The following is a 25,518-nucleotide window of genomic DNA, read 5'->3' as shown; positions in this document are numbered from 1 at the left end:
TCAAGCCTGCACCACCGTCGCGCTGACGCGGAACACCGCCCCGCCCCCCGGCGCTGCCTCGGCGCTGATCCGCCCGCCCATCGCCTCGACGATCTGCCGCGTGATCGCAAGCCCCAGCCCCGCGCCCTGCCGCAGCTTCTGACCCTGCACGCCCTGCGCATACGGCTGGAACAGGCGCAGCCGGTCTTCGTCGGTCAGCCCCGGCCCGGTGTCGCACACGTCCAGCTCGAGCTGCACCGCGCTGCCCTCGCCCTTCAGCCGCCCCTGCACCGTCACCTCGCCCTCGCGCGTGAACTTGATCGCATTGCCCACCAGGTTGTTGACGACCTGGCGCAGCCGCTGCGCGTCGACCAGCACGCGCGCCGCGCCGTCGGCTTCCAGCGTCGCGTGGAAGCCCAGGCCCTTGCCCTGCGCGCTCAACTCCAGCGGCGCGATCATCTGCAGCCACAGCACCGCGAACTCGGTCGGCGCCAGCTGCAGCTCGACCCGGCGCTCCAGCTGCTGCTCGTACTGCAGCGTCGTCTCGAGCAGGCTGCGAAACCCCTCGGCCGATTCGCTGATCGCATCGGCCAGCCGCTGCCGGCGCTCGGGCGGCAGGTTCTCCTTCAGCATCTGCGCGCCGGTGCCGATCGCGCCGATCGTGCCGCGCAGTTCGTGCGTCAGGTAGCTGATGAAGCGGCCGCGCGCCGCGGTGCTGTCCTCGGCCAGCCGGCGTGCATCGCGCTCGATCTGCCGCGCCATCCGCAAGCGCCGGTTGCCGCGCCGCAGCAGCAGCAACCAGGTCAGCAGCACCAGCAGCGTCGCCAGCAGCAGCGCGCCCAGGCGCACCGCCTGATCGCGGCTCATGCTCAGCGTGCCGCTGCCCAGCAGCCAGCGGCGTTCGATGTCGGCCGCCTCGCTCGCGCTCACCGCATCGAGCCCCTTGCGCAGCAGGTGCGACAGCTCCGGCAGGTCGCGCCGCACCGCGAAGTACAGCTCGCTGTCGGCATCGCTCAGCGTGCCGGTCACGCGCACGCGGCCGGTCAGCCCGTCGTTGATCAGCTGGTTCACCACCTTCAGGTTGCCGATCGCGAGGTCGGCCCGGCCCTCGGCCACCGCCTGCAACGCGCCCTCCTGCGTCGGGAACGTGAGCAACTGGATCGCAGGGTAGCGGCTGCTCAGCTGCGGGATCAGGAAGTGGTCCTGCAGCAAGGCCATGCGCATGTGGCCGACCTCGCCCAGGCGGGTCACCAGCGGGCCGTCCGGGCTGCGCGTGACGATGCCGGTGGGCACGCGCAGGAACGGGCCGACGAAGTCGAAATCCTGCCGCCGCTGCGTGGTGCGCGCGGCGCCGACCAGCACGTCGATGTCGCCCTTCAGGCCGCGCTGGTAGATCTCGGCGAAGCTGCCGCCGGTCTCGCTCTCGATCGTCACGCCGACCTTGCTGGTCGCCAGGCGGATGAAGTCGGCGCCGAGCCCGCGCAGCTGCGTCAGGTCGTTGCGCAGCGTGATCGGCGCGAAGGCCGCGTCGTAGCCGACCCGGATGCGGCCGTGCGCATCGACCCAGCGCCGCTCGGCATCGGTCAGCACCGCGCCGCGCGGCACGCCGTCGCCATCGTCCGGCAGCCAGCGGCGCGCCAGCTGCGCCTGCTCGCTCTGCGTCACCGAGGCCATCGCCTTGTCGAGCACCGCGTGCAGCAGCGGCAGGTCGCGCCGCACCGCCGGCCCGAGCGCCGTCAGCCCCGGGCCGAAGCCGCCGCGCACCTGCACGTTGGCCAGCAGGTTCTTCTCGATGTAGTGCACCGCGACGTGGCGGTAGCCGATGTACAGGTCGGCATCGCCCGACGCCACCGCGCGCAACGCGGCCTCGGCGCTGTCGTAGCGCTGCACCTGCGCGCCGGGGAAGCGCGACACCAGCAGCCCGTCGGCCGCCGAGGCCGCCTCGACCGCGACGCGGTAGCCGCCGAACTCGGTGGCCGGCGACACGTCGGAGATGTCGCGCCGCACCGCCAGCACCATGTTCGCGCCGAGCATCGGCCGGGTGTGCAGGAAGGCGCCTTGGCCATCGGCCGGCGCCGGCGTGAACGCCACCGCGTCGAGCTCGCCGCGCGCCAGCGTCTCCATCAGCACGGCCTGACTGGGCGAGCGCTGGTAGTCGAAGCGCAGCCCGGTGCGCTCGGCCAGCAGGTCCATCAGCTCGATCACGTAGCCCTGCGGTCGCACCGCGCTGGCATCGAACGTGAAATACGGCGGCAGCCCGGGCGAGGTGCCGATGCGCACCACCGGGTGCTCGGCCACCCAGGCACGCTCGGCGTCGGTGAGCCGCAGCGTGGAGGCCAGCGGCTGGGTCGCGGCCGGCAGGTGGATGAACGCAGCGGCCAGGCCGATCACGGCCGCCAGCCTGTGGCACCACGTCCTCGCTCCGCTCATGAGACTCCGCTCAGTTCGTCGACCGGCTCGCCAACGCCAATTCGTGGTTTTCGTCGTTTCGTCGTTTCGGTTCTACCGGCCGACACCCAATTCCTGGTACAGGCGCTCCACCAGCGCCCGCAGGTCGTCGACCTCGCGCTTCAGGCTCAGCTGCTGCGCCTTCAAGGCCGCCAGCTCGCTGGTGGCGACGAAATCGTCGTCGCTCGCCGCCACCGGCATCGCCGACGCATCGACGGCGCCGCTCAGCAGGTGCGTCCAGCGCGCCTCGCGGGCCCCGGGCGCGCGCGGCAGCTTGACGACCAGCGGGCCGCCCTTCTCGTCGGCGCGCGTCGCGAGTTCATCGAGGAAGGCCTCGACCGACGAGGTGTCGGCGAAGCGGTGCAGCCGCTCGCAGTTGCCGCGCAGCTCGGACGCCGTCTGCGGCCCGCGCAGCATCAGCACCGCGAGCAGTGCGACCGATTGCGACGGCAGCGCGAGCGCGCGGGCGAAGTTGTGCTCGTAGCGGCTGACGCGCGAACCGCTGGATTCGAAGGCCAGGTTCAGCGCCTTCAATGCGTCGGCGGCCGACTGCACCTCGGCGTCGGTCGCGTTCATCACCGGGTCGCGGGCGGTTTTCTGGTTGCAGCCGGCCACCAGCGAGTTCAGCGACAGCGGGTAGCTGTCGGGCACGGTGGCGGCCTTCTCGACCAGCACGCCGAGCGCCCGCGCCTCCAGCAGGGTCAGGGGCCGCAGGCTCACACCGCGAACCCGTCGTCGGCCTGCACCACCGCGCCGTTGACGAAGTGGCTCTCGTTCGCGCACAGCATCATCAGCACGGCGTCGAGGTCTTGCGGCTGGCCGATGCGCTTGCGCGGCATCATGTCGATCAGCTTCTTGCCCTGCTCGGTCTTCCAGTGGTGGTGGTTGATCTCGGTGTCGATGTAGCCGGGGCAGATCGCGTTGACGTTGATGCCGTAGCGGCCCCATTCGAGCGCCATCGAACGCGTCATGTGGATGACGGCCGACTTGCTCATGCAGTAGACGCCGATCTGCCCGAGCACTTTGAGCCCGGCCATCGACGCGATGTTGACGATGCGCCCGCCGGTGAAGGTGCCGGGCGCCGCGCCCTTGGCGCGTGCCAGCATGCGCTTGGCCACTTCTTGCGCGACGAAGAACGCGCCCTTGGTGTTGGTGTCCATCACGTAGTCGTAGTCGTCGGGCGTCACGTCGGTCAGCTTCTGCGTGGTGCTGACGCCGGAGTTGTTGACGAGGATGTCGAGCGTGCCCATCTCGGTCTCGGCGTGGGCGATGGCGGCCTTGATGCTGTCGTGGTCGGTGACGTCGAGCTTGACGACGTGGGCGACGCCGCCGCCGGCCTCGATCTCGGCGCGCAGCGCCTTCAAACGTTCGACGCGGCGGCCGGCCAGCACGACGGCGGCGCCGGCATTGGCGAGGGTTTTCGCGAACTGGGTGCCCAGCCCGCTGGAGGCACCGGTGACCAGCGCGACGCGGCCGGAGAGATCGATGCTGTAGCTCATGTTCCTGGCTCCTGGATTCGTTCGGTGTGGCATGCGTCCGCCAAAGGCCCGGGGTCTGCGGCGGCGAAAGGTGTGGGGCAAGATAGCACGAAGCCACCGCGCTTCAATGACCGATCCCTTCCCCGAATTGCCGCCAGGAGTCCGATGAACCCCACCCTGTTCCGCCCGCTCGCGCTGCGCGAGCTCCACCTCCCGAACCGCGTGATCGTCGCGCCGATGTGCCAGTACTCGGCGCAGGATGGATCGGCCACCGATTGGCACGTGATGCACCTCGGCACGATGACCCAGGGTGGTGCCGCGCTGACGCTGATCGAGGCGACGGGGGTCAGCCCCGAGGGCCGCATCACGCCCGACTGCCTCGGGCTGTGGAGCGATGAAAACGAAGCCGCGCTGGCCCGGGTGCTGGCGGCGATCCGCCCGCATGCCAAGGGCGCCATCGGCATCCAGCTGGCGCATGCCGGCCGCAAGGCCTCGAGTGCGCCGCCGTGGAAGGGTGGCCAGTTGATCACGCCGCAGGACGGCGGCTGGACGCCATGGGCCCCGTCGGCGGTGCGCCAGCGCCCGGAAGAGGCGCCGCCGCATGCGATGAGCGAGGCCGACATCCACACGGTGATCGCGCAGTTCGCGAAGGCGGCCGAGCGAGCGCAGCGGCTGGGACTGGACGTGATCGAGATGCACAGCGCGCACGGCTACCTGATGCACCAGTTCCTGTCGCCCATCAGCAACCAGCGCACCGACGAGTGGGGCGGCAGCCTGGAGAACCGGATGCGCCTGCCGCTGGCGGTGTTCGATGCGATGCGCGCGGTGTGGCCGGCGCACAAGCCGCTGGGCGTGCGCGTGTCGGCGACCGACTGGATGGAGCACAGCGGTGTGCCGAGCTGGACGCTGGAGCAGACCGTCGACTACGCGAAGGCGCTGAAGGCGCACGGCTGCGATTTCATCGACGTGTCGTCGGGTGGCATCACGTCGCAGCAGCAGATCAAGCTGGGAGCCGGCTACCAGGTGCCGTTCGCACGGGCGGTGCGCGAGGCGACCGGGCTGCCAACGATGGCGGTCGGGCTGATCACCGAGCCGGCGCAGGCGGAGCAGATCCTGGTGGATGGCGACGCCGACATGGTGGCGCTCGCCCGAGGGATGCTCTGGAACCCACGGTGGGTGTGGCACGCAGCGGCCGAGCTGGGCGGGCAAGTGACTCCACCTCCGCAGTACGGGCGGTCTGCGCCGCGGGGCCATGCGGACGTGCTGGCGGGCGTACCGTTCGGCGGACGGTAGGCGCTTTTCCCCCTTCCCGGGGGGTGGTTCACTGCGTGAGGCTGCTGCCGGGTCTCGCCCCGGCGGGCGAGTCACTTTCATTTGCCTTGCCAAATGAAAGTAACCAAAGCAAAGGCGCCTGGAAAACCATACGGTTCGTTCTGGCCCGCTGCGGACAACACGGCCACGCCGCTGCACATCGTCCGTTGATTGGGATTGTTGGCCTGTAGCTCGGGCGCCGATGCGAAGCGAGGCGCGTAGGGTCGGGAGGGCAACAATCCCAATCAAGGTTGGATCCTCAACGGCGTGGCCGTGTTGTCCGCAGCGGGCCAGAACGAACCGTATGGTGTTGCATTGAGGCTCTTTGCTTTGGTTACTTTCATTTGAGCCCCAAATGAAAGTGACTCGCCCGCCGGGGCGAGACCCGGCAATGTCAGAAAAGAACGATCGTTCTTTTCCGCATCGAGCGTCGATACAATGCCGCGCACCGAGACAAGCGCCGCCGCCGCGCGCCGCGCCCAGGACACAAGGAACGACATGACCCCCGAAGCCATCCTCGAGCAACACGGCCCGCGTGAATCCATGGAGTACGACGTCGTGGTCGTCGGGGGCGGCCCCGGCGGCCTGGCGACCGCCATCAAGCTGAAGCAGTTGGCCGCGGCCCAAGGCAAGGAGATCTCCGTCGTCGTGCTCGAAAAAGGCTCCGAGCCCGGCGCCCACATCCTGAGCGGCGCCATCATGGACCCGCGTGCCCTCACCGAGCTGTTCCCCAACTGGAAGGAACTCGGCGCCCCGCTGAACCAGCCCGTCGCGCACGACGAGATGCTGTTCCTCAGCCAGACCGGCACGCTGCGCACGCCACAGTTCCTGATCCCCGCCAGCCTCCACAACGCCGGCAACTACATCGTCGGCCTCGGCAACGTCGTGCGCTGGCTCGGCCAGCAGGCCGAGGCGCTCGGCGTCGAGATCTTCCCCGGCTTCGCAGCCACCGAAGTGCTCTACAACGGCGACGGCTCGGTCAAGGGCATCGCCACCGGCAACCTCGGCGTCGGCAAGGACGGCGAACCGACCGGCGAATTCCAGCTCGGCATGGAGCTGCATGCCAAGTACACCGTGTTCGCCGAAGGCGCGCGCGGCCAGCTCGGCCGCCAACTGATCGCGCGCTTCAAGCTCGACGACGGCCGCGATCCGCAGACCTACGCGCTCGGCATCAAGGAGCTGTGGGAGATCGACCCCGCCAAGGCGAAACCCGGCCACGTCATCCACTCGCTCGGCTGGCCGATGGACAACAGCACCTACGGCGGCGGCTTCCTGTACCACATGGAAGACAACAAGGTCACGCTCGGCTTCATCACCGGCCTCGAGTACAGCAACCCCTGGCTCAGCCCGTTCGAGGAAATGCAGCGCTGGAAGACCCACCCCACCATCCGCGCCTGCCTCGAAGGTGGCAAGCGCATCGGCTACGGCGCGCGCGCCATCACCTGCGGCGGGCTGATGAGCCTGCCGAAGTTCGTGTTCCCCGGCGGCGCGCTGGTCGGCTGCGAAGCCGGCTTCCTGAACTTCTCGCGCATCAAGGGCAGCCACGCTGCGATCAAGACCGGCATGCTGGCCGCCGAGGCCGCGTTCAACGCCGTCACGTCGGGCCGCCAGCACGACGAGCTGAGCGCCTACCCGCAGGCCTTCGAGAAGAGCTGGCTGTACGAAGAGCTGCAGGCCTCGCGCAACACCAAGCAGTGGATGAAGAAGGGGCTGTTCCTGTCGTCGATCATGAACGGCATCGAGCTGTGGCTGCTGCCCAAGCTCGGCTTCAAGGCACCGCCGTGGACGATCCACAGCACGGTGCCCGACAACGCGCGTCTGAAGCCGGCGGCCGAGTGCCCGAAGATCGACTACCCGAAGCCCGACGGCAAGCTGACCTTCGACAAGCTCTCCAGCGTGTTCATCAGCAACACCAACCATGGCGAGAACCAGCCGGCGCACCTGACGCTGAAGGACGCGGCCGTGCCGGTCGGCATCAACCTCGCGAAGTACGCCGGGCCCGAGGCCCGCTACTGCCCGGCCGGCGTCTACGAGTTCGTGAAGAACGAGAGTGGCGCCGACCGCCTGCAGATCAACGCGCAGAACTGCGTGCACTGCAAGACCTGCGACATCAAGGACCCGACGCAGAACATCGTGTGGGTCGCACCCGAGGGCGGCGGCGGGCCGAACTACGCGGGCATGTAGCCCGGACGCCAGTCCGGGGCCCCAGGTTGACACCGGGGCACGGGGCAGCAACAAGCCGGCAACGTTGACCGGTTGGAATGCGGGCACGCCATGTGCCGAGGCACCCAGCCGCCGACGGACCGCCTTGCACAAGTGGCACAGTCGCGCATCCGCCGACGCATCACCCACTGAATGCTGCCCATGCCCATGGACCACACGCCGAAAGACGCCACCACGCCAACCCTCCCTGCCGCCCCGCGCCGGCGCTGGTTGGGAACGCTGATCGCGATCATCGGCCTGGCCCTGCTGGGCGGCCTCGCCTGGTACCTCACCCACCGGCCCGCCGCAGCACCCGCCGGCGCGATGGCCGGCCCCGGTGGCCCCGGTGGCCCGGGCGGACCCGGCGGCCCAGGAGGAGCTGCCGGCCGCCGCGGTGCCGGCGCCACCACCGTCGGCGTCGCCACCGCCGCCCAGGCCGAGCTGCCGGTGCTGATCGAGGCCCTCGGCACCGTCACCCCCGCCGCCACCGTCACCGTGCGCCCGCAGGTCTCGGGCGTGCTGACCAAGGTGCTCTTCAAAGAGGGCCAAGTCGTCAAGAAAGGCGAGTTGCTCGCCACCATCGACGCTCGCCCGTTCGAGATGGCCTTGCTGCAGGCCAGCGGCCAGCGCCTGCGCGACGAGGCCCAGCTCGATGCCGCGCGCGTCACGCTGAAGCGCTACCAGACGCTGCTGTCGCAGGACTCCATCGCGCGCCAGGACGTCGACACCCAGGCCGCGCTCGTGAAGCAGCTCGAAGGCACCGCGATGACCGACAAGGCCTCCGAAGGCACCGCGCGCCTGAACCTCGCGTACACCCGCATCGCCGCGCCGGTGGGCGGCCGCATCGGGCTGCGCAGCGTCGACGAAGGCAACCTCGTCTCGTCCGGCGACGCCACCGGCATCGCGGTGATCACGCAGACCGAGCCGATCGACATCGCGTTCTCGATCCCGCAGGACCGCCTGCCCGCGATCCAGGCCCGCGTGGCCACCGGCGCACGGCTGCCGGTCGCCGCCTACGACCGCACCCGCACCAACAAGCTCGACAGCGGCGATTTCTCGACCTTCGACAACCTCGTCGACACCACCACCGGCACCGTGCGTGCGAAGGCCCGCTTCAAGAACGAGGGCGGCGCGCTGTTCCCGAACCAGTTCGTCAACGTGCGCCTGCTGCTCGACACCGTGAAGGGCGCCGTCGTCGTGCCGATCACCGCGCTGCGCAACGGCCGCGACGGCGACTACGTCTACGTGCTGCAGCCCGACCGCACCGTGCAGCAGCGCACGGTCACGCGCGGCCAGGCCACGGTCGACAAGGTGTCGATCACCACCGGGCTCGAAGCCGGCGAACAGGTCATCACCGAAGGCGCCGACCGGCTGAAGGACGGCGCCCGCGTGACGCTGTCGGCCGACCGCGCCGCCTCGGGTGCGCAAGGCGCCTCCGGCCCGGCCGGCGCGTTCCCGCCGGGCCGCCGCGCGTCGGGTCCGCGTGGCGAGCGCAGCCCGCGCGCCGCCGCCGATGGCGCCTCGGCGCCCGCCGGCTTCGCCTCCGGCGCCTCCGGGGCCTGGGGCGAGCGCCGCCGCCAACGCCGCGAACAGACCGAACAGCAATAAGCCGGACCGCTCATGAGTCCGTCACGTCCGTTCATTGAAAGACCGGTAGCGACCTCGCTGCTGATGGTCGCCATCGTGCTCGCCGGCCTGGTGGGCTTCAAGTTCCTGCCGCTGGCCGCATTGCCGCAGGTCGACTACCCGACCATCCAGGTGCAGACGCTCTACCCCGGCGCCAGCCCCGAGGTGATGACGAACACCGTCACCGCGCCGCTCGAGAAGCAGTTCGGCCAGATGCCCGGGCTGCAGCGCATGAGCTCGTCGAGCGCTGCCGGCGTGTCGATCGTCACGCTGCAGTTCTCGCTCGGCCAGACGCTCGACGTCGCTGAACAAGAGGTGCAGGCCGCCATCAACGCCGGCGGCTCGCTGCTGCCGGCCGACCTGCCCGCACCGCCCGTCTACGCCAAGGTCAACCCGGCCGACGCGCCGGTGCTGACGCTCGCGATCACCTCCGATTCGCTGCCGCTCACCGAGGTGCAGAACCTCGTCAACACGCGGCTCGCGCAGAAGATGTCGCAGGTCAGCGGCGTCGGCCTGGTGTCGCTCAGCGGCGGCCAGCGGCCTGCGGTGCGCATCCAGGCCGACACGCAGGCGCTCGCGTCGTACGGCATCGGCATCGACACGCTGCGCAGCGCCATCACCGGCGCCAACGCGAACAGCGCCAAGGGCAGCTTCGACGGCCCGACCCGCACCTACAGCATCAACGCCAACGACCAGCTGCTGACGGTCGACGACTACAAGTCGCTGGTGGTCGCGTGGCGCAACAACGCACCGGTGCGCATCGCCGACGTGGCCCAGGTCGTCAACAGCGCCGAGAACGTGCGGCTGGGCGCGTGGGCCGGCATCGACTGCGCCGACTGCGTCGCCAACCCCGAGGCGCGACCGCTGGTGCCGGCCATCATCCTGAACGTGCAGCGCCAGCCCGGCGCCAACGTGATCGCCACCGTCGACGGCATCAAGCAGCGCCTGCCCGAGCTGCAGGCCGGGCTGCCGCCCAGCGTCAACGTCAGCATCCTGAGCGACCGCACGACCGGCATCCGCGCATCGGTCAAGCACGTCGAGTTCGAGCTGCTGCTGGCGGTGCTGCTGGTGGTGATCGTGATCTTCGCGTTCCTGCACAGCCTGCGCGCCACCGTGATCGCGAGCCTGGCGGTGCCGATCTCGCTGATCGGCACCTTCGGCGTGATGTACCTCCTCGGCTACAGCCTGAACAACCTGAGCCTGATGGCGCTGACCATCGCCACCGGCTTCGTCGTCGACGACGCGATCGTGATGATCGAGAACATCGCCCGCTACATCGAGGAAGGCGAGCCGCCGATGGAGGCCGCGCTGAAGGGCGCGACGCAGATCGGCTTCACGATCATCTCGCTGACCGTCTCGCTGATCGCGGTGCTGATCCCGCTGCTGTTCATGGGCGACGTGGTCGGCCGGCTGTTCCGCGAGTTCGCGGTGACGCTCGCGATCACCATCCTGATCTCGGCCGTGGTGTCGCTGACGCTGGTGCCGATGATGTCGGGCCGCTGGCTGAAGTCGAATGACACCGCGCACGGCGACCCGCGGCATGCCAAGGGCTTCGGCGCCGCGTTCCAGCGCCTGTTCGACCGCTTCATCGCGCGCTACGACGTCTGGCTCGGCTGGGTGCTCGACCGCCAGGCGCTGACGCTGCTGGTGGCCGCCGCGACGCTCGCGCTGACCGTCGTGCTGTACATGGTGATCCCGAAGGGCCTGTTCCCGACGCAGGACACCGGCCAGCTGAAGGCCCGCCTCGAGGCCGCGCAAGACGTGTCGTACAGCCGAATGGCTGCTCTGCAGCAGAAGGCCGCGCAAGCCGTGCTGGCCGACCCCGATGTCGCGAGCCTGAGCTCGTTCACCGGCGTCGACGCGGCCAACAACACGATGCTGAACACCGGCAGCATGCTGATCAACCTGCGCGCCAAGCGCAGCGGCACGCAGGCGCAGATCATGGACCGGCTGCGCGAACGCGTGCAGAAGGTGGCCGGCGTCACGCTGTACCTGCAGCCGACGCAAGACCTGACGATCGACGCCGAATCCGGCCCCACCGAATACCGCGTGTCGCTCGAAGGCGTCAGCAGCGACATCGTCGCCGAATGGGCGCACAAGCTGGCCGACCAGTTGCGCACCGTGAAGCAGGTGCGCAACATCGTGACCGATGCCGGCGCACAAGGCATGTCGGCCTACATCGACATCGACCGCGACACCGCGTCGCGCCTGGGCATCACCGCCAGCGCCATCGACGACGCGCTGTACAGCGCGTTCGGCCAGCGCATCGTCTCGACCATCTTCACCGAGACCAACCAGTACCGCGTGATCCTCGAGGCGCAGCCGGGCCTGGTGAACAGCGCGCAGACGCTGGGCCTCTTGAACCTGCGCACCAGCTCGGGGGAGGCGACGCCGCTGTCGGCGATCGCGACCATCCGCGAGAAGCCGGCGCCGCTGCAGGTGACGCACGTCGCGCAGTACCCGGCCACCACGCTCGGCTTCGACACCGCCAGCGGCGAATCGCTGGGCCATGCGGTCGATTCGATCAAGCAGGCGGCCAAGGACATCGCGCTGCCCGCCTCGGTGACGATGACCTTCCTCGGCGCGGCCGGCGCCTACCAGGCCTCGCTCGCCAACGAGCTGTGGTTGATCCTCGCGGCGCTGGTCTGCGTCTACATCGTGCTCGGCGTGCTGTATGAGAGCTACATCCACCCGCTGACGATCCTGTCGACGCTGCCGTCGGCCGGCGTCGGCGCGCTGCTCGCGCTGATGCTGTCGGGCAACGACCTGGGCGTGATCGGCATCATCGGCATCATCCTGCTGATCGGCATCGTCAAGAAGAACGCGATCATGATGATCGACTTCGCGATCGACGCCGAGCGCCACCAGGGCAAGTCGCCGCGCGAGGCCATCCACCAGGCGGCGCTGCTGCGCTTCCGGCCGATCCTGATGACGACGCTGGCGGCGCTGTTCGCCGCGCTGCCGCTGATGTTCGGCGGCGGCGAAGGAGCCGAGCTGCGCATGCCGCTCGGCCTGTCGATCTTCGGCGGGCTGATCGTCAGCCAGGTGCTGACGCTGTTCACGACGCCGGTCATCTACCTCGGCTTCGACCGCCTCGGCCGGCGCGTGCGCCGCGCCGCCGCAGTCCCTGATGGAGCGGCCGGATGAACCTGTCCCGGCCCTTCGTCACGCGGCCGATCGCGACGGTGCTGCTGACCATCGGCATGGCGCTGGCCGGCATCGGCGCGTTCTTCGTGCTGCCGGTGGCGCCGCTGCCTCAGGTGGATTTCCCGACCATCTCGGTCAGCGCCTCGCTGCCCGGCGCGAGCCCCGACACGATGGCCAGCAGCGTGGCCACGCCGCTGGAGCGGCACCTCGGCACGATCGCCGGCGTCAACGAGATGACCTCGTCGAGCTCGACCGGCTCGGCCCGCGTGACGCTGCAGTTCGACCTGAGCCGCAACATCGACGGCGCGGCGCGCGAGGTGCAGGCGGCCATCAACGCATCGCGCGCCGACCTGCCGTCGACGCTGCGCAGCAACCCGACCTACCGCAAGGCGAACCCGTCGGACGCGCCGATCATCATCCTCGCGCTGACCTCGAAGACCCGCACGCCGGGGCAGATCTACGACGCGGTGTCGAACATCGTGCAGCAGAAGCTGGCCCAGGTGGACGGCGTCGGCGACGTCGAGCTCGGCGGCGGCTCGCTGCCGGCGGTGCGCGTCGAGCTGCTGCCGTTCGCGCTGAACCGCTTCGGCGTCAGCTCCGAAGACGTGCGCGCCGCGATCCAGGCCTCGAACGCGAACCGGCCGAAGGGCGCGATCGAGGACGGCGAGCGCCGCATGCAGATCTACACGCCGGCACCGGGGCGCACGGCCGCCGACTACCGCGGGCTGGTGGTGGCCTGGCGCAACAACTCGGCGGTGCGGCTCTCGGATGTGGCCAGGGTCAGCGACGGTGTCGAGAACGTGCGCACGCTCGGCCTGTTCAACGGCCAGCCGGCGGTGATCGTGCTGCTGACGCGCCAGCCCGGCGCCAACGTGATCGAGACGGTCGACGGCGTGCGCGCGCTGCTGCCCGAGCTGCAGGCGCAGTTGCCGAGCGACATCGCGCTGCAGGTGGCCTCCGACAGCACCAACTCGATCCGCGCGTCGCTGCGCGAGATCGAGGGCACGCTGGTGATCTCGGTGCTGCTCGTCGTCGTGGTCGTCAGCGTGTTCCTGCGCAGCCTGCGCGCCACCATCGTGCCGGCGGTCGCCACCGTGGTGTCGCTGCTCGGCACCTTCGGCGTGATGTACCTGCTGGGCTACAGCCTGAACAACCTGAGCCTGATGGCGCTGACCGTGGCCACCGGCTTCGTCGTCGACGACGCGATCGTCGTGCTCGAGAACACCAGCCGCCACATCGAGTCCGGCATGGACCGCTTCGAGGCCGCGCTGCTGGGCGCACGCGAGGTCGGCTTCACGGTGCTGTCGATCAGCCTGTCGCTGGTGGCGGTGTTCATCCCGTTGCTGTTCATGAGCGGGCAGATCGGCCGGCTGTTCCGCGAGTTCGCGGTGACGCTGTCGGTGGCAGTGCTGATCTCGCTGGTGATCTCGCTGACCACCACGCCGATGATGTGCGCCTGGCTGCTCAAGCCGGGCGGCCCGGTCCGCAAGCCGCCCGGCCGGCTGGCGAGGTTCTCGGAGCGCATCTTCGCCGGCGTGCTGCGCGGCTATGAGCACAGCCTGGACTGGGCGCTGCACAGCAAGGCGCTGGTGATGCTGATCCTGCTGGCGGTGATCGGCCTGAACGTCTACCTGTTCCAGGCGACGCCGAAGGGCTTCTTCCCGCAGCAGGACAACGGCCAGCTGAACGGCGGGCTGGCGGCCGACCAGAGCATCTCGTTCGAGGCGCTGCAGGGCAAGCTGAAGCAGCTGGTCGACATCATCCATGCCGATCCGGCGGTCGACACCGTGGTCGGTTTCACCGGCGGCGGGCGGGCCGGCGGCGGCTTCATGTTCATCAACCTGAAGCCGGCCGGCCAGCGCAAGGACGGCGGCCAGGCGGTGATCGCGCGGCTGCGCCCGCAGCTGGCCACCGTGACCGGCGTGCAGCTGTTCCTGAACCCGGTGCAGGACCTGCGGGCCGGCGGCCGCGCGAGCAACTCGACCTACCAGTACACGCTGAAGAGCGACAACATTGCCGACTTGCGCAGCTGGGCGCTGAAGCTGGCCGACCAGATGCGCACGAAGGAAGAGCTGGCCGACGTCGACACCAACCAGCAGGACAACGGCGTGCAGAGCTTCGTCGACATCGACAAGGCGACCGCGGCGCGGCTGGGCATCACGACGCGCGATGTCGACAACGCGCTGTACGACAGCTTCGGCCAGCGCCAGGTGGCCACCATCTACGGCGAGCTGAACCAGTACCACGTGGTGATGGAGGCGGCGCGCAGCCTGACGCGCAGCCCGACCTCGCTGAACGACGTGTACATCCCGCGCAAGGCCGGCACGGGTGCAGCGACCACCGCGACGCTGTCGGTGAACCCGGCGCTGCGCGATGCCTCGGGTGGCTCGGCGCTGAGCAACACCGCGAACACGATGGTGCCGCTGTCGACGCTCGCGCGCTTCACCGAGAGCGCGACGCCGACCTCGATCAACCACCAGGACGGCGAACTCGCGACCACGGTGTCGTTCAACCTGCCCGACGGCGTGAGCCTGTCGGACGCGCAGGCGGCGGTGAAGCAATCGGAAGCCGACATCGCGATGCCGGCCAACGTGCGCGGCAGCTTCGCGGGCACGGCGCGCGGCTTCCAGGATTCGCAGGCGCAGCAGCCGCTCTTGATCCTGGCGGCGATCGTCGTGATCTACATCGTGCTGGGCGTGCTGTACGAGAGCCTGGTGCATCCGATCACGGTGCTGTCGACGCTGCCGTCGGCCGGTGTCGGCGCGGTGCTGGCGCTGCTGATGTTCCGCATGGAGTTCTCGATCATTGCGTTGATCGGCGTGTTCCTGCTGATCGGCATCGTCAAGAAGAACGCGATCCTGATCATCGACTTCGCGCTCGAGGCCGAGCGTTCGCGCGGGCTGTCGCCGCTGGACGCGGTGCGCGAGGCCTGCCTGCTGCGCTTCCGCCCGATCCTGATGACGACGCTGGCCGCAGGCCTGGGCGCGCTGCCGCTCGCGATCGGCTTCGGCGAAGGCTCCGAGCTGCGCCAGCCGCTGGGCGTCGCCATCATCGGCGGGCTGATCGCCAGCCAGTTGCTGACGCTGCTGACCACACCGGTCGTCTACCTCCTGCTCGACAAGCTGCGCCGCCGCGGCGCGGACGAGCGCCATCTGAGCCGCGGCCATGACGCCGCACTGCAAGCATGACTTCACGCACAACTTCGCGACTGACTCCCTTCGCTGTGGCCGTGCTGCTGGCCGGCTGCTCGGTGACCCCGCGCTACCAGGTGCCGGATACCGCGCTGCCAGCCGGCTACAAGGAGGTGCCGGCCGCGGCCGAGGGCTGGCTGCCGGCCGCGCCGGCCGATGCTCTGGACCGCGGACCGTGGTGGACGCTGTTCGGCGACGAGACGCTGAACACGCTGGCCGGGCAGGTCGAGGTGTCGAACCAGAACATCGCGGCCGCGGTGGCCGGCTATGCGCAATCGCAATCGCTGGTGAAGGAGGCGCGGGCCTCGTTCTTCCCGAACGTCAGCCTGAGCGGCGGCGCCACGCGCTCCGGCGGCGGCGCGCGCACGTCGACCGGCAACACCTACCAAGTGGGCCTGGGCGCGAGCTGGGAGGCGCCGCTGTGGGGCAAGCTCGAAGCCGGCGTCGACACCGCGACGGCGACCGCGCAGGCCAGCGAGGCCGACCTGGCGTCGGCGCGGCTGTCGGCGCAGGCGGCGCTGGCCACCGACTATTTTTCGCTGCGCGAGGCCGATGCCGAGGTCGACGTGGTGACGCGCACGGTCGAGAGTTTCACGCGCTCGCAGACGATCACGCAGAACCGCTACGACGCGGGCATCGCACCGAAGAGCGACCTGCTGCAGGCGCAGACGCAGCTCGCGAACGCACAGGCCGACCTGGCGACGCTGCGCCGCCAGCGCGCAGTGCTGGAGCATGCGATTGCGGTGCTGGTGGGCAAGGCGCCGGCGCAGTTCGCGCTGCCGCCCGCCGCCTGGCAGATGACGGTGCCGGCGGTGCCGCTGGTGGTGCCGTCGGAGCTGCTGCAGCGCCGGCCGGACATCGCCGGTGCGGAGCGCAGCGTGGCGTCGGCCAATGCGCAGATCGGCATTGCGCGCAGCGCGTACTTTCCGAGTGTGTCGCTGAGCGGCTCGTACGGGCAGCAAAGCAGCGCGGCGAGCCAGTTGTTCAACGCGAGCCAGAACCTGTGGTCGCTGGGGGTGTCGGTGGCGCAGACGATCTTCGATGCGGGCGCGACGCGGGCGCGCGTGGAAGGCGCCGAGGCGAGCCGCGATGCGGCGGTGGCCCGCTACCGGCAGACGACGCTCGCGGCGCTGGGTGCGGTGGAGGACCAGTTGTCGCTGGTGCGGATGTTGGCCGAGCAATCGCCGCTGCGGCAGCAGGCCTCGAAGGCGGCCGACGACACCGAGGTGCAGACGCTGAACCGGTATCGCGCCGGGCAGGTCAGTTACCTGGAGGTGGCGAGCGCGCAGTCATCGGCGCTGAGCGCGCGGCGCGCGCTGGTGCAGCTGCAGGTGGACCAGCAGCTGGCGGCGATCGGCTTGATCCAGGCGATGGGCGGTGGGTGGCATGCGAGCTGGAAGTAGTCCGGATGACAATCGGGGTCGGGGGCAGCGCATCGGTGCGGCAAAGGCGCGCGCGGGGAGGCTGTGACTCGCCGCACGCGCCTTTGTGGCACTGCCCTACTCCCCCTCGGCCGTGACAGCGGACAAGTGAGGGTTGATCCCGTTGGCACCCGGGCTACGCAGTCGCAGGCCAATCCGTGGTGGCGCGAATTTGCCCTCGCAGGATTGACATCCGAACCATCTGCTACGAGACGGCCGCTGGCTCAGTTGTCGAGTTCAAGTCGCCCCGAGCTGCGTTCAGGTCGGCCTCGTCAATCCGCCACACGCTCCATCGTACGAGCGATACAGCGCGCCGAGCGTTTCCGCAAAAGCATCGTTGTCGCCACGGGCCACGGCAGCCTCGATGTCGACTTTGAAATTCGCACACACGGCCTCCAGCTCACTCTTGAAGCGTTCGGAATGCGACGCCCTGCCGATCTTTTTCAGGTCAGCGTTGAGCTGAATCCTCAGTGCGCCCAAGGCCTTGACCTTCACCATGCGGACTTTGAGCGGGAGCGTCTCGGCGCGATTGCCGAATTCCGAAAACTTTTTCAGCGCTGCCTGCTGGCTGACGACATGAGACTTTGGGGAAGAGAATGGAAAGTGGAACTTCATGATTTGGAGAAGGAGTAAGGCCGCACAGCGAGGAAGGATTCAAGCACTGCCGTCCAAAGTGTCTGTGACGTCGAGGGCCATCCCGTTCCTCGAGAAGTACGACCGTCTTTGTGCAGACCCTCCGTTGGCGGTCCACCTGAGTGAGGTTGGCTCGCGGCAAGAAGTCGAGCGAGGCTCTCCGCTTGATGTGAAAGGACAGCTCCGAGCTATCGCGAGAGCTGGTACAACCGGCGTCTGAATTCTTCGAATGAACAGCATCGTGCCCGACTCCATCGTCACCGCCAAAGGCCGCACAACAATCCCGGCACAAGTCCGAGAACAACTCGGCCTCCGCGAAGGCACACGTCTCGTCTGGCACCTGATGCCCGACGGCAGCTTGGTCGTGCGAGCGAAGACAGGCTCGCTGCGAGACATGGCGGGCATGCTGAAGTCAAAGGGCGGCAAGGGCTCGAGCATCAGCATTGACGACGTGAAGGCCTGGCGCCGATGACCAGGGCCCCGGATTGGCATCCGGGCTACAGAACAGCAATGGGCTGCCGAGGCTCTGTCAGAGCAAGCGCGCGGCCTGCCCTTGTCGCGTGAGCAGCGACACCGCTTGCTTGTCGAAGGACACGAAGGTCTCGGCGCCGAGCCAACTCCCCTCGTAGGCCATGATGCCGTCCGCGAAATCGCCGCCTGCATCGAGAACCGCAAGGCCGGCCTCGACGGAGGGTCGGTTCACCGCCACCTTCTCGGTGGCGATCAGTGCCCGGATGGCGGTGGCGATCGATGCTTCGTCAAACCGATAGAGCTTGCGCAACACCCAGACGAACTCGCACAGGCAGGGGAGCGACACCGCGATCAGCGTCGCCTCCTTGAGCACCTTGTCGGCGACGCGCGCCTGCTTCGGATCGTCACGCACGACCGCGCGCACCAGCACGTTCGTGTCGACGGTGATCTTCATTTCCGGCCTGCCCAGCCCCCGGCAGCCGCCTCGTTGATCTCGTCGATCGTGGCCACCTTCGTCGTCTTGCCTGCGAGCAAGCCGAGGAAGCCTTCAATCGACCCCGTAGGCCGCGCGGCCTTCAGCTCGATCCGACCGTCCGGCAGCAAATCGAGTTCGATCTTCTCGCCGGGCTGGATGCCCAGATGCTGCAGCACCTCTCTGCGGAAAGTCACTTGGCCCCGCGTCGTGACGGTCAGTGTGCTCATGGTGTCATCTCCGTTCATCGATGATTCCATCGTAATGCAAAATTGCCTTACCGAGAAACCGATGCGCTCGAAGGCATCGAGAACCAGTCGACCCAGCTCGACGCATCACGTTTGCTTCCGTGCAACCCAACCCGGTATCCTGTCGATTCGTGCATCGCGCCCGCGCGATCTCCTCGACAACCCCTCCCTCCCCATCCCAAAAAATGATGCGACTGATCCCCCTGGCTGCCCTGTGCGCGCTGCTGGCCGCCTGTGCCTCCGACCCCGCGCCGAAGCCGCAAACCGCGCCCGCCCAGCAGACCGCTGCGGCCCCGAAGTGCCCCGCCGAAGCCTCCATCGGCAGCAACATCGCACGCCGCGGCACCTGCCGTCCGATGACGCCCGAAGAGATCGAGGCCGCCCGCGCCGATGCCGAGCGCATTCGCGACGGCACCAGCCGCATGATCGTTCCGACCGGCGCCACCGGCCGCTGACGAAACCGGCTCTTTCCGAGCTAAACTCGCGCCGCCAGGAGAGAGCTTCCAAGCGAAGCCGCCGAAGGCGCAGGACCGGCAGCGATGCCGGCTCGAACGCTCAGGCAAAAGGACTGGCAAGCGCCCCGCGAGGGGCGTTCCTCGCTGGAGAGAGGCTCACCCCGAGTGAGTCCACCGAAGGGGCAAGCGGTCAACCGGGATCCGGGGGCTGCCAATCTCTCAGGTAAAGCGGACAGAGAGGGCATCCCCAACGCGTCGGCCGGCATGGCGACACGTTGGACCGGTGAATGCCCTCGGAGAAGACCATGTCCGCACTCGACCTGCCGCTGTCCTCGTCAACGAACAGCCCCCTGCTCAAGACCCCGCTCCACGCACTTCACCTCGAACTCGGCGCCAAGATGGTGCCCTTCGCCGGCTACGAGATGCCGGTGAACTACCCCGGCGGCATCATCGCCGAGCACCGGCACTGCCGCAGCACCGCCTCGCTGTTCGACGTCTCTCACATGGGCCAGGTCCGCCTGGTCGGGCCCGACGCCGCGAAGGCCCTCGAATCGCTGGTGCCTGTCGACATCGTCGACCTCGCCGTCGGCAAGCAGCGCTACGGCTTCTTCACCAACACCAGCGGCGGCATCCTCGACGACCTGATGATCACGCGCCGCGAGACGGACCTGCTGGTCATCGTCAACGCCGCCTGCAAGGACGCCGACATCAGGCACATGGTGACCCACATCGGCCACAAGTGCACCGTGCAGGCGCTGCCCGAGCGCGCGCTGCTCGCGCTGCAGGGCCCGCAGGCCGTCAAGGCGCTGGCCCGGCTGAATGCCGATGCCGCCACCCTCACCTTCATGACCGGCCGCGCGCTGACGCTGGCCGGTGCCGACTGCTTCGTGACCCGCTCCGGCTACACCGGCGAAGACGGCTTCGAGATCTCGGTCGCCGCCGACCAGGCCGAGGCGCTGGCCCGTGCACTGCTCGCCCAGCCCGAAGTCAAGCCCTGCGGCCTCGGCGCACGCGACACGCTGCGCCTGGAAGCCGGCCTGTGCCTGTACGGCCACGACATCGACGAGAAGACCACGCCGGTCGAGGCCGGCCTCACCTGGGCGATCCAGAAGGTGCGCCGCTCCGGCGGTGCGCGTGCCGGCGGCTACCCGGGTTCGAGCGTCATCGACGGCCAGCTCGCCCACGGCCCCACGAACAAGCGCGTCGGCCTGCTCGGCCTCGAGCGCGTGCCGGTGCGCGAAGGCGCCACCATCGTCAACGCCCAGGGCCACAAGCTCGGCCACGTGACCAGCGGCACGCTGTCGCCCAGCGTCGACCAGCCGATCGCGATGGCCTACCTCGCCGGCAACCATGCGCTGCCGCACCACGAGGTGTTCGCCGAGGTGCGCGGCAAGCGGCAGCCGATGCGCGTCGCGCCGATGCCGTTCTCGCCGCACCGCTATTTCCGCGGTTGATTGTTCTTCCACCCCCTTTTTTGACCTCGCCCCCAAGGAGCCCCCGATGACGACCATGTACACCCCCGACCACGAGTGGATCAACATCGAAGACCACGAAGCCGCCACCGTCGGCATCACGATCCATGCGCAGGACGCGCTGGGCGACGTGGTCTTCGTCGACCTGCCGGAAGTCGGCCGCAGCTTCAAGAAGGGCGAGGTCGCCGGCGTCGTCGAATCGGTGAAGGCCGCCGCCGACCTGTACATGCCGGTGGCCGGCGAGATCGTCGAGGTCAACGAGGCGCTGCGCGCCGACCCGTCGCTCGCCAACAGCGACCCGCTGGGCAACGGCTGGTTCTTCAAGGTGCACGTCACCGACATGGGCGAGTTCGACCAGCTGATGGACCAGCCCGCCTACGACGAACTGGTCAAGAACGCCTGATCCTGCAACCCGGAAACGCGCCATGTTGATGTCCGCCGCCACGCCCCTGGGCGCCCTCGAGAACCCCACCGAATTCGTCGCCCGCCACATCGGCATCGAGGAGGCGGATGAACGGCACATGCTGTCGGCCATCGGTGCCGCGTCGCGCCGCGCGCTGATCGACGCGATCGTGCCGCGCGCGATCGCCCGCCCGGTGCCGATGCAGCTGCCGGCCGCGCTGACCGAGGCGCAGGCGCTGGCCGAGCTGAAGGGCATCGCCGCGCGCAACCAGGTGCTCAAGAGCTTCATCGGCCAGGGCTACCACGGCACCCTCACGCCGGGCGTCATCCTGCGCAACATCCTCGAGAACCCGGCCTGGTACACCGCCTACACGCCCTACCAGGCCGAGATCTCGCAGGGCCGCATGGAAGCGCTCGTCAACTTCCAGACCATGGTCTGCGAGCTGACCGGCCTGGCCATCGCCGGCTCGTCGATGCTCGATGAAGCCACCGCCGCGGCCGAGGCGATGACGCTCGCGCTGCGCGTCGGCAAGAGCAAGAGCAGCACCTTCTTCGTCGCCGACGACGTGCTGCCGCAGACGCTCGAGGTGGTGCGCACGCGCGCCGAGCCGCTGGGCCTCGCGGTCGTCACCGGCCCGGCCGCCGATGCGGCGAAGGACAAGCCCTTCGGCGCGCTGTTCCAGTACCCCGGCGTCAACGGCGTCGTGCGGGACCTGGCACCGGTCATCGCCGCGGTGCATGCCGCTGGTGGCCTGGCCATCGTCGCGGCCGACCTGCTGGCCCTCACGCTGATCACGCCGCCCGGCGAGATGGGTGCCGACATCGCGGTCGGCAACACGCAGCGCTTCGGCATGCCGATGGGCAACGGCGGCCCGCACGCCGCCTACATGGCGACGAAGGACGAGTTCAAGCGCTCGATGCCCGGCCGCCTCGTCGGCGTCAGCGTCGACGTGCACGGCAACCCGGCCTACCGCCTCGCGCTGCAGACGCGCGAGCAGCACATCCGCCGCGAGAAGGCGACGTCGAACATCTGCACGGCCCAGGTGCTGCCGGCGGTGATCGCCAGCATGTACGCCGTGTACCACGGCCCGCAAGGCCTGAAGCGCATCGCCGGCCGCGTCGCCAGCTACACCGCGGTGCTGGCGGCCGGCCTGAAGGAAGCCGGCTGCACGCTGGCGCACGAGAGCGCGTTCGACACGCTGCAGGTGCAGACCGGCGGCCGCACCGAGGCCGTGCTGCAGGCCGCGCGCGAATCGGGCTTCAACCTGCGCCGCGCGTCGGCCGCGAGCGTGGGCATCACGCTCGACGAGACCACCACCCGCGGCGACATCGACACGCTGCTGCGCATCGTGCCGTCTCGCCCGTTCGACGGCACGGCACTGTGGTCGCGCAGCGAGAAGGGCATTGCCGCGCTGGTGCCGGCCGAGCTGGCGCGCCGCAGCGCCTTCCTGTCGCACCCGGTGTTCAACACGCACCACAGCGAGACCGAGATGCTGCGCTACATCCGCAGCCTGTCCGACAAGGACCTCGCGCTCGACCGCAGCATGATCCCGCTCGGCTCCTGCACGATGAAGCTGAACGCGACCAGCGAGATGATCCCGATCACCTGGCCGGAGTTCGCCAACGTGCACCCGTTCGCACCGCGCGACCAATTGGCCGGCTACGCGCTGCTCGACCAGCAGCTGCGCGACTGGCTGTGCCAGGCCACCGGCTATGCCGGCATCAGCCTGCAGCCCAACGCCGGCTCGCAGGGCGAGTACGCCGGGCTGCTGGTGATCAAGGCCTTCCACAAGTCGCGCGGCGAAGGCCACCGCAACATCTGCCTGATCCCCGAATCGGCGCACGGCACCAACCCGGCCAGCGCCCAGATGGTGGGGCTGCAGGTGGTCGTCACGAAGTGCGATGCCGACGGCAACGTCGACCTCGCCGACCTGAAGGCCAAGTGCGAGCAGCACAGCGCGAACCTGGCCTGCGTGATGATCACCTACCCGTCCACCTACGGCGTGTTCGAGACGCGTGTGAAGGAGCTGTGCGCGCTGGTGCACCAGCATGGCGGGCGGGTCTACGTGGACGGCGCGAACATGAACGCGCTGGTCGGCATTGCCGCACCGGGCGAGTTCGGCGGCGACGTGAGCCACCTGAACCTGCACAAGACCTTCTGCATCCCGCACGGCGGTGGCGGCCCGGGCGTCGGCCCGGTGTGCGTCGCGGCCGACCTGGTGCCGTTCCTGCCGGCGCACCGCGCGGCGGGCATCGGCACTGAACAGCAAGTGGGCGCCGTTTCGGCTGCGCCGCTGGGCAATGCGGCGGTGCTGCCGATCAGCTGGATGTACGTGCGGATGATGGGCGCCGAAGGCCTGCTGGCCGCGACCGAGACCGCGATCCTGAGCGCGAACTACGTGGCCGCGCGGCTGGCCGATCACTACGACATCCACTACAGCGGCAACATCGCCGGCGTGAAGGGAGGCGGCGTCGCGCACGAGTGCATCCTCGACCTGCGCCCGCTGAAGGAGACCTCGGGTGTGAGCGCCGAAGACGTCGCCAAGCGCCTGATCGACTACGGCTTCCATGCACCGACGCTGAGCTTCCCGGTGGCCGGCACGCTGATGGTCGAGCCGACCGAGAGCGAACCGCTGGTCGAGCTGGACCGCTTCTGCGACGCGATGATCGCGATCCGCGAGGAGATCCGCAAGGTCGAGCAAGGGCAGTGGCCGCAGGACGACAACCCGCTGAAGGCCGCGCCGCACACCACCGGCGCGCTGATGAAGACCGAGTGGCCGCATGCGTATTCGCGCGAGGAAGCGGCCTTTCCGGTGAAGAGCCTGAAGAAGCAGAAGTACTGGTCGCCGGTCGGGCGCGTGGACAACGTCTACGGCGACCGCAACCTGTTCTGCAGCTGCCCGCCGCTGTCCGACTACTCGTGATCTCAACCTGAGGACGCCCCATGGCCGTGTCGGTCTTCGACCTGTTCAAGATCGGCATCGGCCCGTCGAGCTCGCACACCGTGGGGCCGATGCGCGCGGCGCGGCTGTTCGCGTTGCGCTTGCAGCACGATGGCCTGCTGCCGCGCGTGACCCGCGTGCTGGCCGAGCTGTACGGCTCGCTCGGCGCGACCGGCAAGGGGCACGGCACCGACAAGGCGGTGCTGCTCGGGCTGGCGGGGCATGAGCCGGACCGCATCGATCCGGATGCGATCCCTGCGCACCTCGACGCGATCCGCGGCAGCAAGCAGCTGAGCCTGCTCGGCGAGCACGCGATCACGTTCACCGAGAAGACCGACCTGGTCTTCTTCCGCCGGCAGACGCTGCCCTTCCATGCGAATGGCATGCGCTTCGCCGCGTACGACGCGGAGGGTGCCGAACTGGTGGCTCGCACGTACTACTCGGTGGGCGGCGGCTTCGTCGTCAGCGAGGAGCTGGCGGCCGACGGCAGCAAGCAGAAGGTGCTGGCGCCGGACACCACGGTGCTGCCGCTGCCCTTCCATTCGGGCGCCGACCTGCTGCTGATCGCCAAGCGCGAGGGCTGCAGCATCGCGCAGATCATGCGGCGCAACGAGCGGCACTGGCGCAGCGATGCGGAGATCGATGCCGGGCTGCTGCACATCTGGCAGGTGATGCAGGACTGCGTGGTGCGCGGCTCGCGCACCGACGGCGTGCTGCCCGGCGGCTTCAAGGTGCGGCGGCGCGCGGCCGACCTGCACCGGCAGCTGTCATCGAACCCCGAGGCGGCGCTGCGCGATCCGCTGCAGGTGCTGGACTGGGTGAACCTGTATGCGCTGGCCGTCAACGAAGAGAACGCGGCCGGCGGGCGCGTCGTGACGGCACCGACCAATGGCGCGGCCGGCATCGTGCCGGCGGTGCTGCACTACTACGCGCGCTTCGTCGCGGGCGCCACGCCGGCCGGCATCGTCGACTTTTTGCTGACGGCCGCGGCGATCGGCATCCTCTACAAGGAGAACGCGTCGATCAGCGGCGCCGAGGTCGGCTGCCAGGGCGAGGTCGGCGTCGCGTGCTCGATGGCGGCGGGCGCGCTGTGCGCGGTGCTGGGCGGCACGCCCGAGCAGGTGGAGAACGCGGCCGAGATCGGCATGGAGCACCACCTGGGGCTCACCTGCGACCCGGTGGGCGGGCTGGTGCAGATCCCGTGCATCGAGCGCAACGCGATCGCGTCGGTGAAGGCGATCAACGCCGCCCGCATGGCGATGCGCGGCGACGGCACGCACCACGTGAGCCTCGACAAGGTCATCAAGACGATGCGCGACACCGGCGCGGACATGATGACGAAGTACAAGGAAACGGCGCGCGGCGGGTTGGCGGTGAACATCGTGGAGTGTTGACGGCGCGTGCGGAAGGCGCGTGCGGGGAGGCTGTGGTGCGCCGGACGGTGCGGTCGATGCGCCCCCCGGGGGCGCATCGACTTCCCTCCGCTGACTGGTTTGATGGCCCGTCGCCGAAACTCCCGCCACTCACTTCGTTCGTTGTGGTCAAACAGTCGGCGACAGTCAGTTCACGATCGCGCTGCGCGCGGGGCCATCAAACCAGCCAGCTCCGGCGCCCCGTCCC

The 25,518-nt window shown here is 69.2% G+C and carries 19 protein-coding genes and 2 riboswitches; of the genes, 12 read left to right on the top strand and 7 right to left on the bottom strand.

Annotated features, from left to right (window positions below; genetic code table 11):
* The 3 genes from BUE42_RS11465 to BUE42_RS11455 all read right to left on the bottom strand — a co-directional run bounded on the left by BUE42_RS11465 (window position 1) and on the right by BUE42_RS11455 (window position 3,926).
* On the bottom strand, window positions 1-2,409 hold the full coding sequence (locus tag BUE42_RS11465; RefSeq protein ID WP_083614077.1) for a transporter substrate-binding domain-containing protein: 2,409 nt from the start codon (window positions 2,407-2,409) through the stop codon (window positions 1-3).
* A gap of 72 nt (window positions 2,410-2,481) precedes the next feature.
* Window positions 2,482-3,147 (bottom strand): YceH family protein, encoded by a 666-nt coding sequence (locus BUE42_RS11460; RefSeq protein WP_235002273.1) that lies wholly within the window; start codon window positions 3,145-3,147, stop codon window positions 2,482-2,484.
* A complete protein-coding gene (locus BUE42_RS11455) occupies window positions 3,144-3,926 on the bottom strand; it encodes an SDR family oxidoreductase (RefSeq protein WP_073465244.1) in 783 nt (260 codons plus the stop codon). Before BUE42_RS11455 ends, BUE42_RS11460 begins: the two co-directional genes overlap by 4 nt.
* Before the next feature lie 144 nt (window positions 3,927-4,070).
* On the opposite strand from BUE42_RS11455, the gene BUE42_RS11450 reads away from it, so the two are divergent.
* Window positions 4,071-5,198: an NADH:flavin oxidoreductase/NADH oxidase gene (locus tag BUE42_RS11450; protein ID WP_073465243.1), complete on the top strand. Its 1,128-nt coding sequence runs from the start codon at window positions 4,071-4,073 to the stop codon at window positions 5,196-5,198.
* Between the two features lie 263 nt (window positions 5,199-5,461).
* On the opposite strand, the gene BUE42_RS32140 is transcribed toward BUE42_RS11450, so the two are convergent.
* The gene (locus BUE42_RS32140; protein ID WP_143171443.1) at window positions 5,462-5,716 is read right to left on the bottom strand and encodes a hypothetical protein; all 255 of its coding nucleotides are present in this window, start codon (window positions 5,714-5,716) and stop codon (window positions 5,462-5,464) included.
* On the opposite strand from BUE42_RS32140, the gene BUE42_RS11445 reads away from it, so the two are divergent.
* From BUE42_RS11445 to BUE42_RS11425, 5 genes are all read left to right on the top strand, one after another.
* Window positions 5,715-7,400, top strand: coding sequence for an electron transfer flavoprotein-ubiquinone oxidoreductase (locus tag BUE42_RS11445; protein WP_073465390.1), 1,686 nt, complete (start codon window positions 5,715-5,717; stop codon window positions 7,398-7,400). The genes BUE42_RS32140 and BUE42_RS11445 overlap by 2 nt on opposite strands.
* A 186-nt stretch (window positions 7,401-7,586) precedes the next feature.
* Window positions 7,587-9,026, top strand: a complete 1,440-nt coding sequence (locus BUE42_RS11440) for an efflux RND transporter periplasmic adaptor subunit (protein WP_073465242.1) — start codon at window positions 7,587-7,589, stop codon at window positions 9,024-9,026.
* 12 nt (window positions 9,027-9,038) lie between these two features.
* The gene (locus BUE42_RS11435) at window positions 9,039-12,191 is read left to right on the top strand and encodes an efflux RND transporter permease subunit (protein WP_073465241.1); all 3,153 of its coding nucleotides are present in this window, start codon (window positions 9,039-9,041) and stop codon (window positions 12,189-12,191) included.
* Entirely contained in the window at window positions 12,188-15,379 is a 3,192-nt protein-coding gene (locus BUE42_RS11430) for an efflux RND transporter permease subunit (RefSeq protein ID WP_073465240.1), read from the top strand. Before BUE42_RS11435 ends, BUE42_RS11430 begins: the two co-directional genes overlap by 4 nt.
* Window positions 15,376-16,785, top strand: coding sequence for an efflux transporter outer membrane subunit (locus BUE42_RS11425; protein ID WP_073465239.1), 1,410 nt, complete (start codon window positions 15,376-15,378; stop codon window positions 16,783-16,785). The genes BUE42_RS11430 and BUE42_RS11425 overlap by 4 nt, the downstream gene beginning before the upstream one ends.
* 276 nt (window positions 16,786-17,061) lie before the next feature.
* On the opposite strand, the gene BUE42_RS11420 is transcribed toward BUE42_RS11425, so the two are convergent.
* Window positions 17,062-17,418, bottom strand: coding sequence for a hypothetical protein (locus tag BUE42_RS11420; protein ID WP_073465238.1), 357 nt, complete (start codon window positions 17,416-17,418; stop codon window positions 17,062-17,064).
* Window positions 17,419-17,665: 247 nt separating this feature from the next.
* Here BUE42_RS11420 and BUE42_RS11415 point away from each other — a divergent pair, with 247 nt between their 5' ends.
* On the top strand, window positions 17,666-17,908 hold the full coding sequence (locus BUE42_RS11415; RefSeq protein ID WP_073465237.1) for an AbrB/MazE/SpoVT family DNA-binding domain-containing protein: 243 nt from the start codon (window positions 17,666-17,668) through the stop codon (window positions 17,906-17,908).
* A 57-nt stretch (window positions 17,909-17,965) separates the two neighbouring features.
* Here the strand turns inward: BUE42_RS11415 and BUE42_RS11410 are convergent, their stop codons facing one another.
* Together BUE42_RS11410 and BUE42_RS11405 are read right to left on the bottom strand one after the other, a co-directional pair.
* Entirely contained in the window at window positions 17,966-18,361 is a 396-nt protein-coding gene (locus tag BUE42_RS11410; RefSeq protein ID WP_073465236.1) for a type II toxin-antitoxin system VapC family toxin, read from the bottom strand.
* Window positions 18,358-18,609, bottom strand: coding sequence for an AbrB/MazE/SpoVT family DNA-binding domain-containing protein (locus BUE42_RS11405; protein ID WP_073465389.1), 252 nt, complete (start codon window positions 18,607-18,609; stop codon window positions 18,358-18,360). The genes BUE42_RS11410 and BUE42_RS11405 overlap by 4 nt, the downstream gene beginning before the upstream one ends.
* A 206-nt stretch (window positions 18,610-18,815) precedes the next feature.
* On the opposite strand from BUE42_RS11405, the gene BUE42_RS11400 reads away from it, so the two are divergent.
* The 5 genes from BUE42_RS11400 to BUE42_RS11380 all read left to right on the top strand — a co-directional run bounded on the left by BUE42_RS11400 (window position 18,816) and on the right by BUE42_RS11380 (window position 25,292).
* Window positions 18,816-19,082, top strand: coding sequence for a hypothetical protein (locus BUE42_RS11400; RefSeq protein ID WP_143171442.1), 267 nt, complete (start codon window positions 18,816-18,818; stop codon window positions 19,080-19,082).
* 33 nt (window positions 19,083-19,115) lie between these two features.
* Window positions 19,116-19,200: riboswitch (glycine riboswitch) on the top strand.
* Between the two features lie 16 nt (window positions 19,201-19,216).
* Window positions 19,217-19,328: riboswitch (glycine riboswitch) on the top strand.
* Between the two features lie 59 nt (window positions 19,329-19,387).
* Window positions 19,388-20,536, top strand: a complete 1,149-nt coding sequence (gene gcvT, locus BUE42_RS11395) for a glycine cleavage system aminomethyltransferase GcvT (protein ID WP_073465388.1) — start codon at window positions 19,388-19,390, stop codon at window positions 20,534-20,536.
* Between the two features lie 46 nt (window positions 20,537-20,582).
* Complete coding sequence (gcvH, locus tag BUE42_RS11390) at window positions 20,583-20,957, top strand: glycine cleavage system protein GcvH (RefSeq protein WP_047594784.1); 375 nt, start codon at window positions 20,583-20,585, stop codon at window positions 20,955-20,957.
* Window positions 20,958-20,979: 22 nt separating this feature from the next.
* Window positions 20,980-23,880 (top strand): aminomethyl-transferring glycine dehydrogenase, encoded by a 2,901-nt coding sequence (gene gcvP / locus BUE42_RS11385; RefSeq protein WP_073465234.1) that lies wholly within the window; start codon window positions 20,980-20,982, stop codon window positions 23,878-23,880.
* A 20-nt stretch (window positions 23,881-23,900) separates the two neighbouring features.
* Entirely contained in the window at window positions 23,901-25,292 is a 1,392-nt protein-coding gene (locus BUE42_RS11380; RefSeq protein ID WP_073465233.1) for an L-serine ammonia-lyase, read from the top strand.
* Window positions 25,293-25,518: the final 226 nt, after the last annotated feature.

It is taken from the genome of Rhizobacter sp. OV335, from assembly GCF_900142965.1.
GTDB lineage: Bacteria > Pseudomonadota > Gammaproteobacteria > Burkholderiales > Burkholderiaceae_C > Rhizobacter.
The sequence above is the reverse complement of the archived record's forward strand: the minus strand, read 5'-3'. Positions and strand labels throughout refer to the sequence as shown.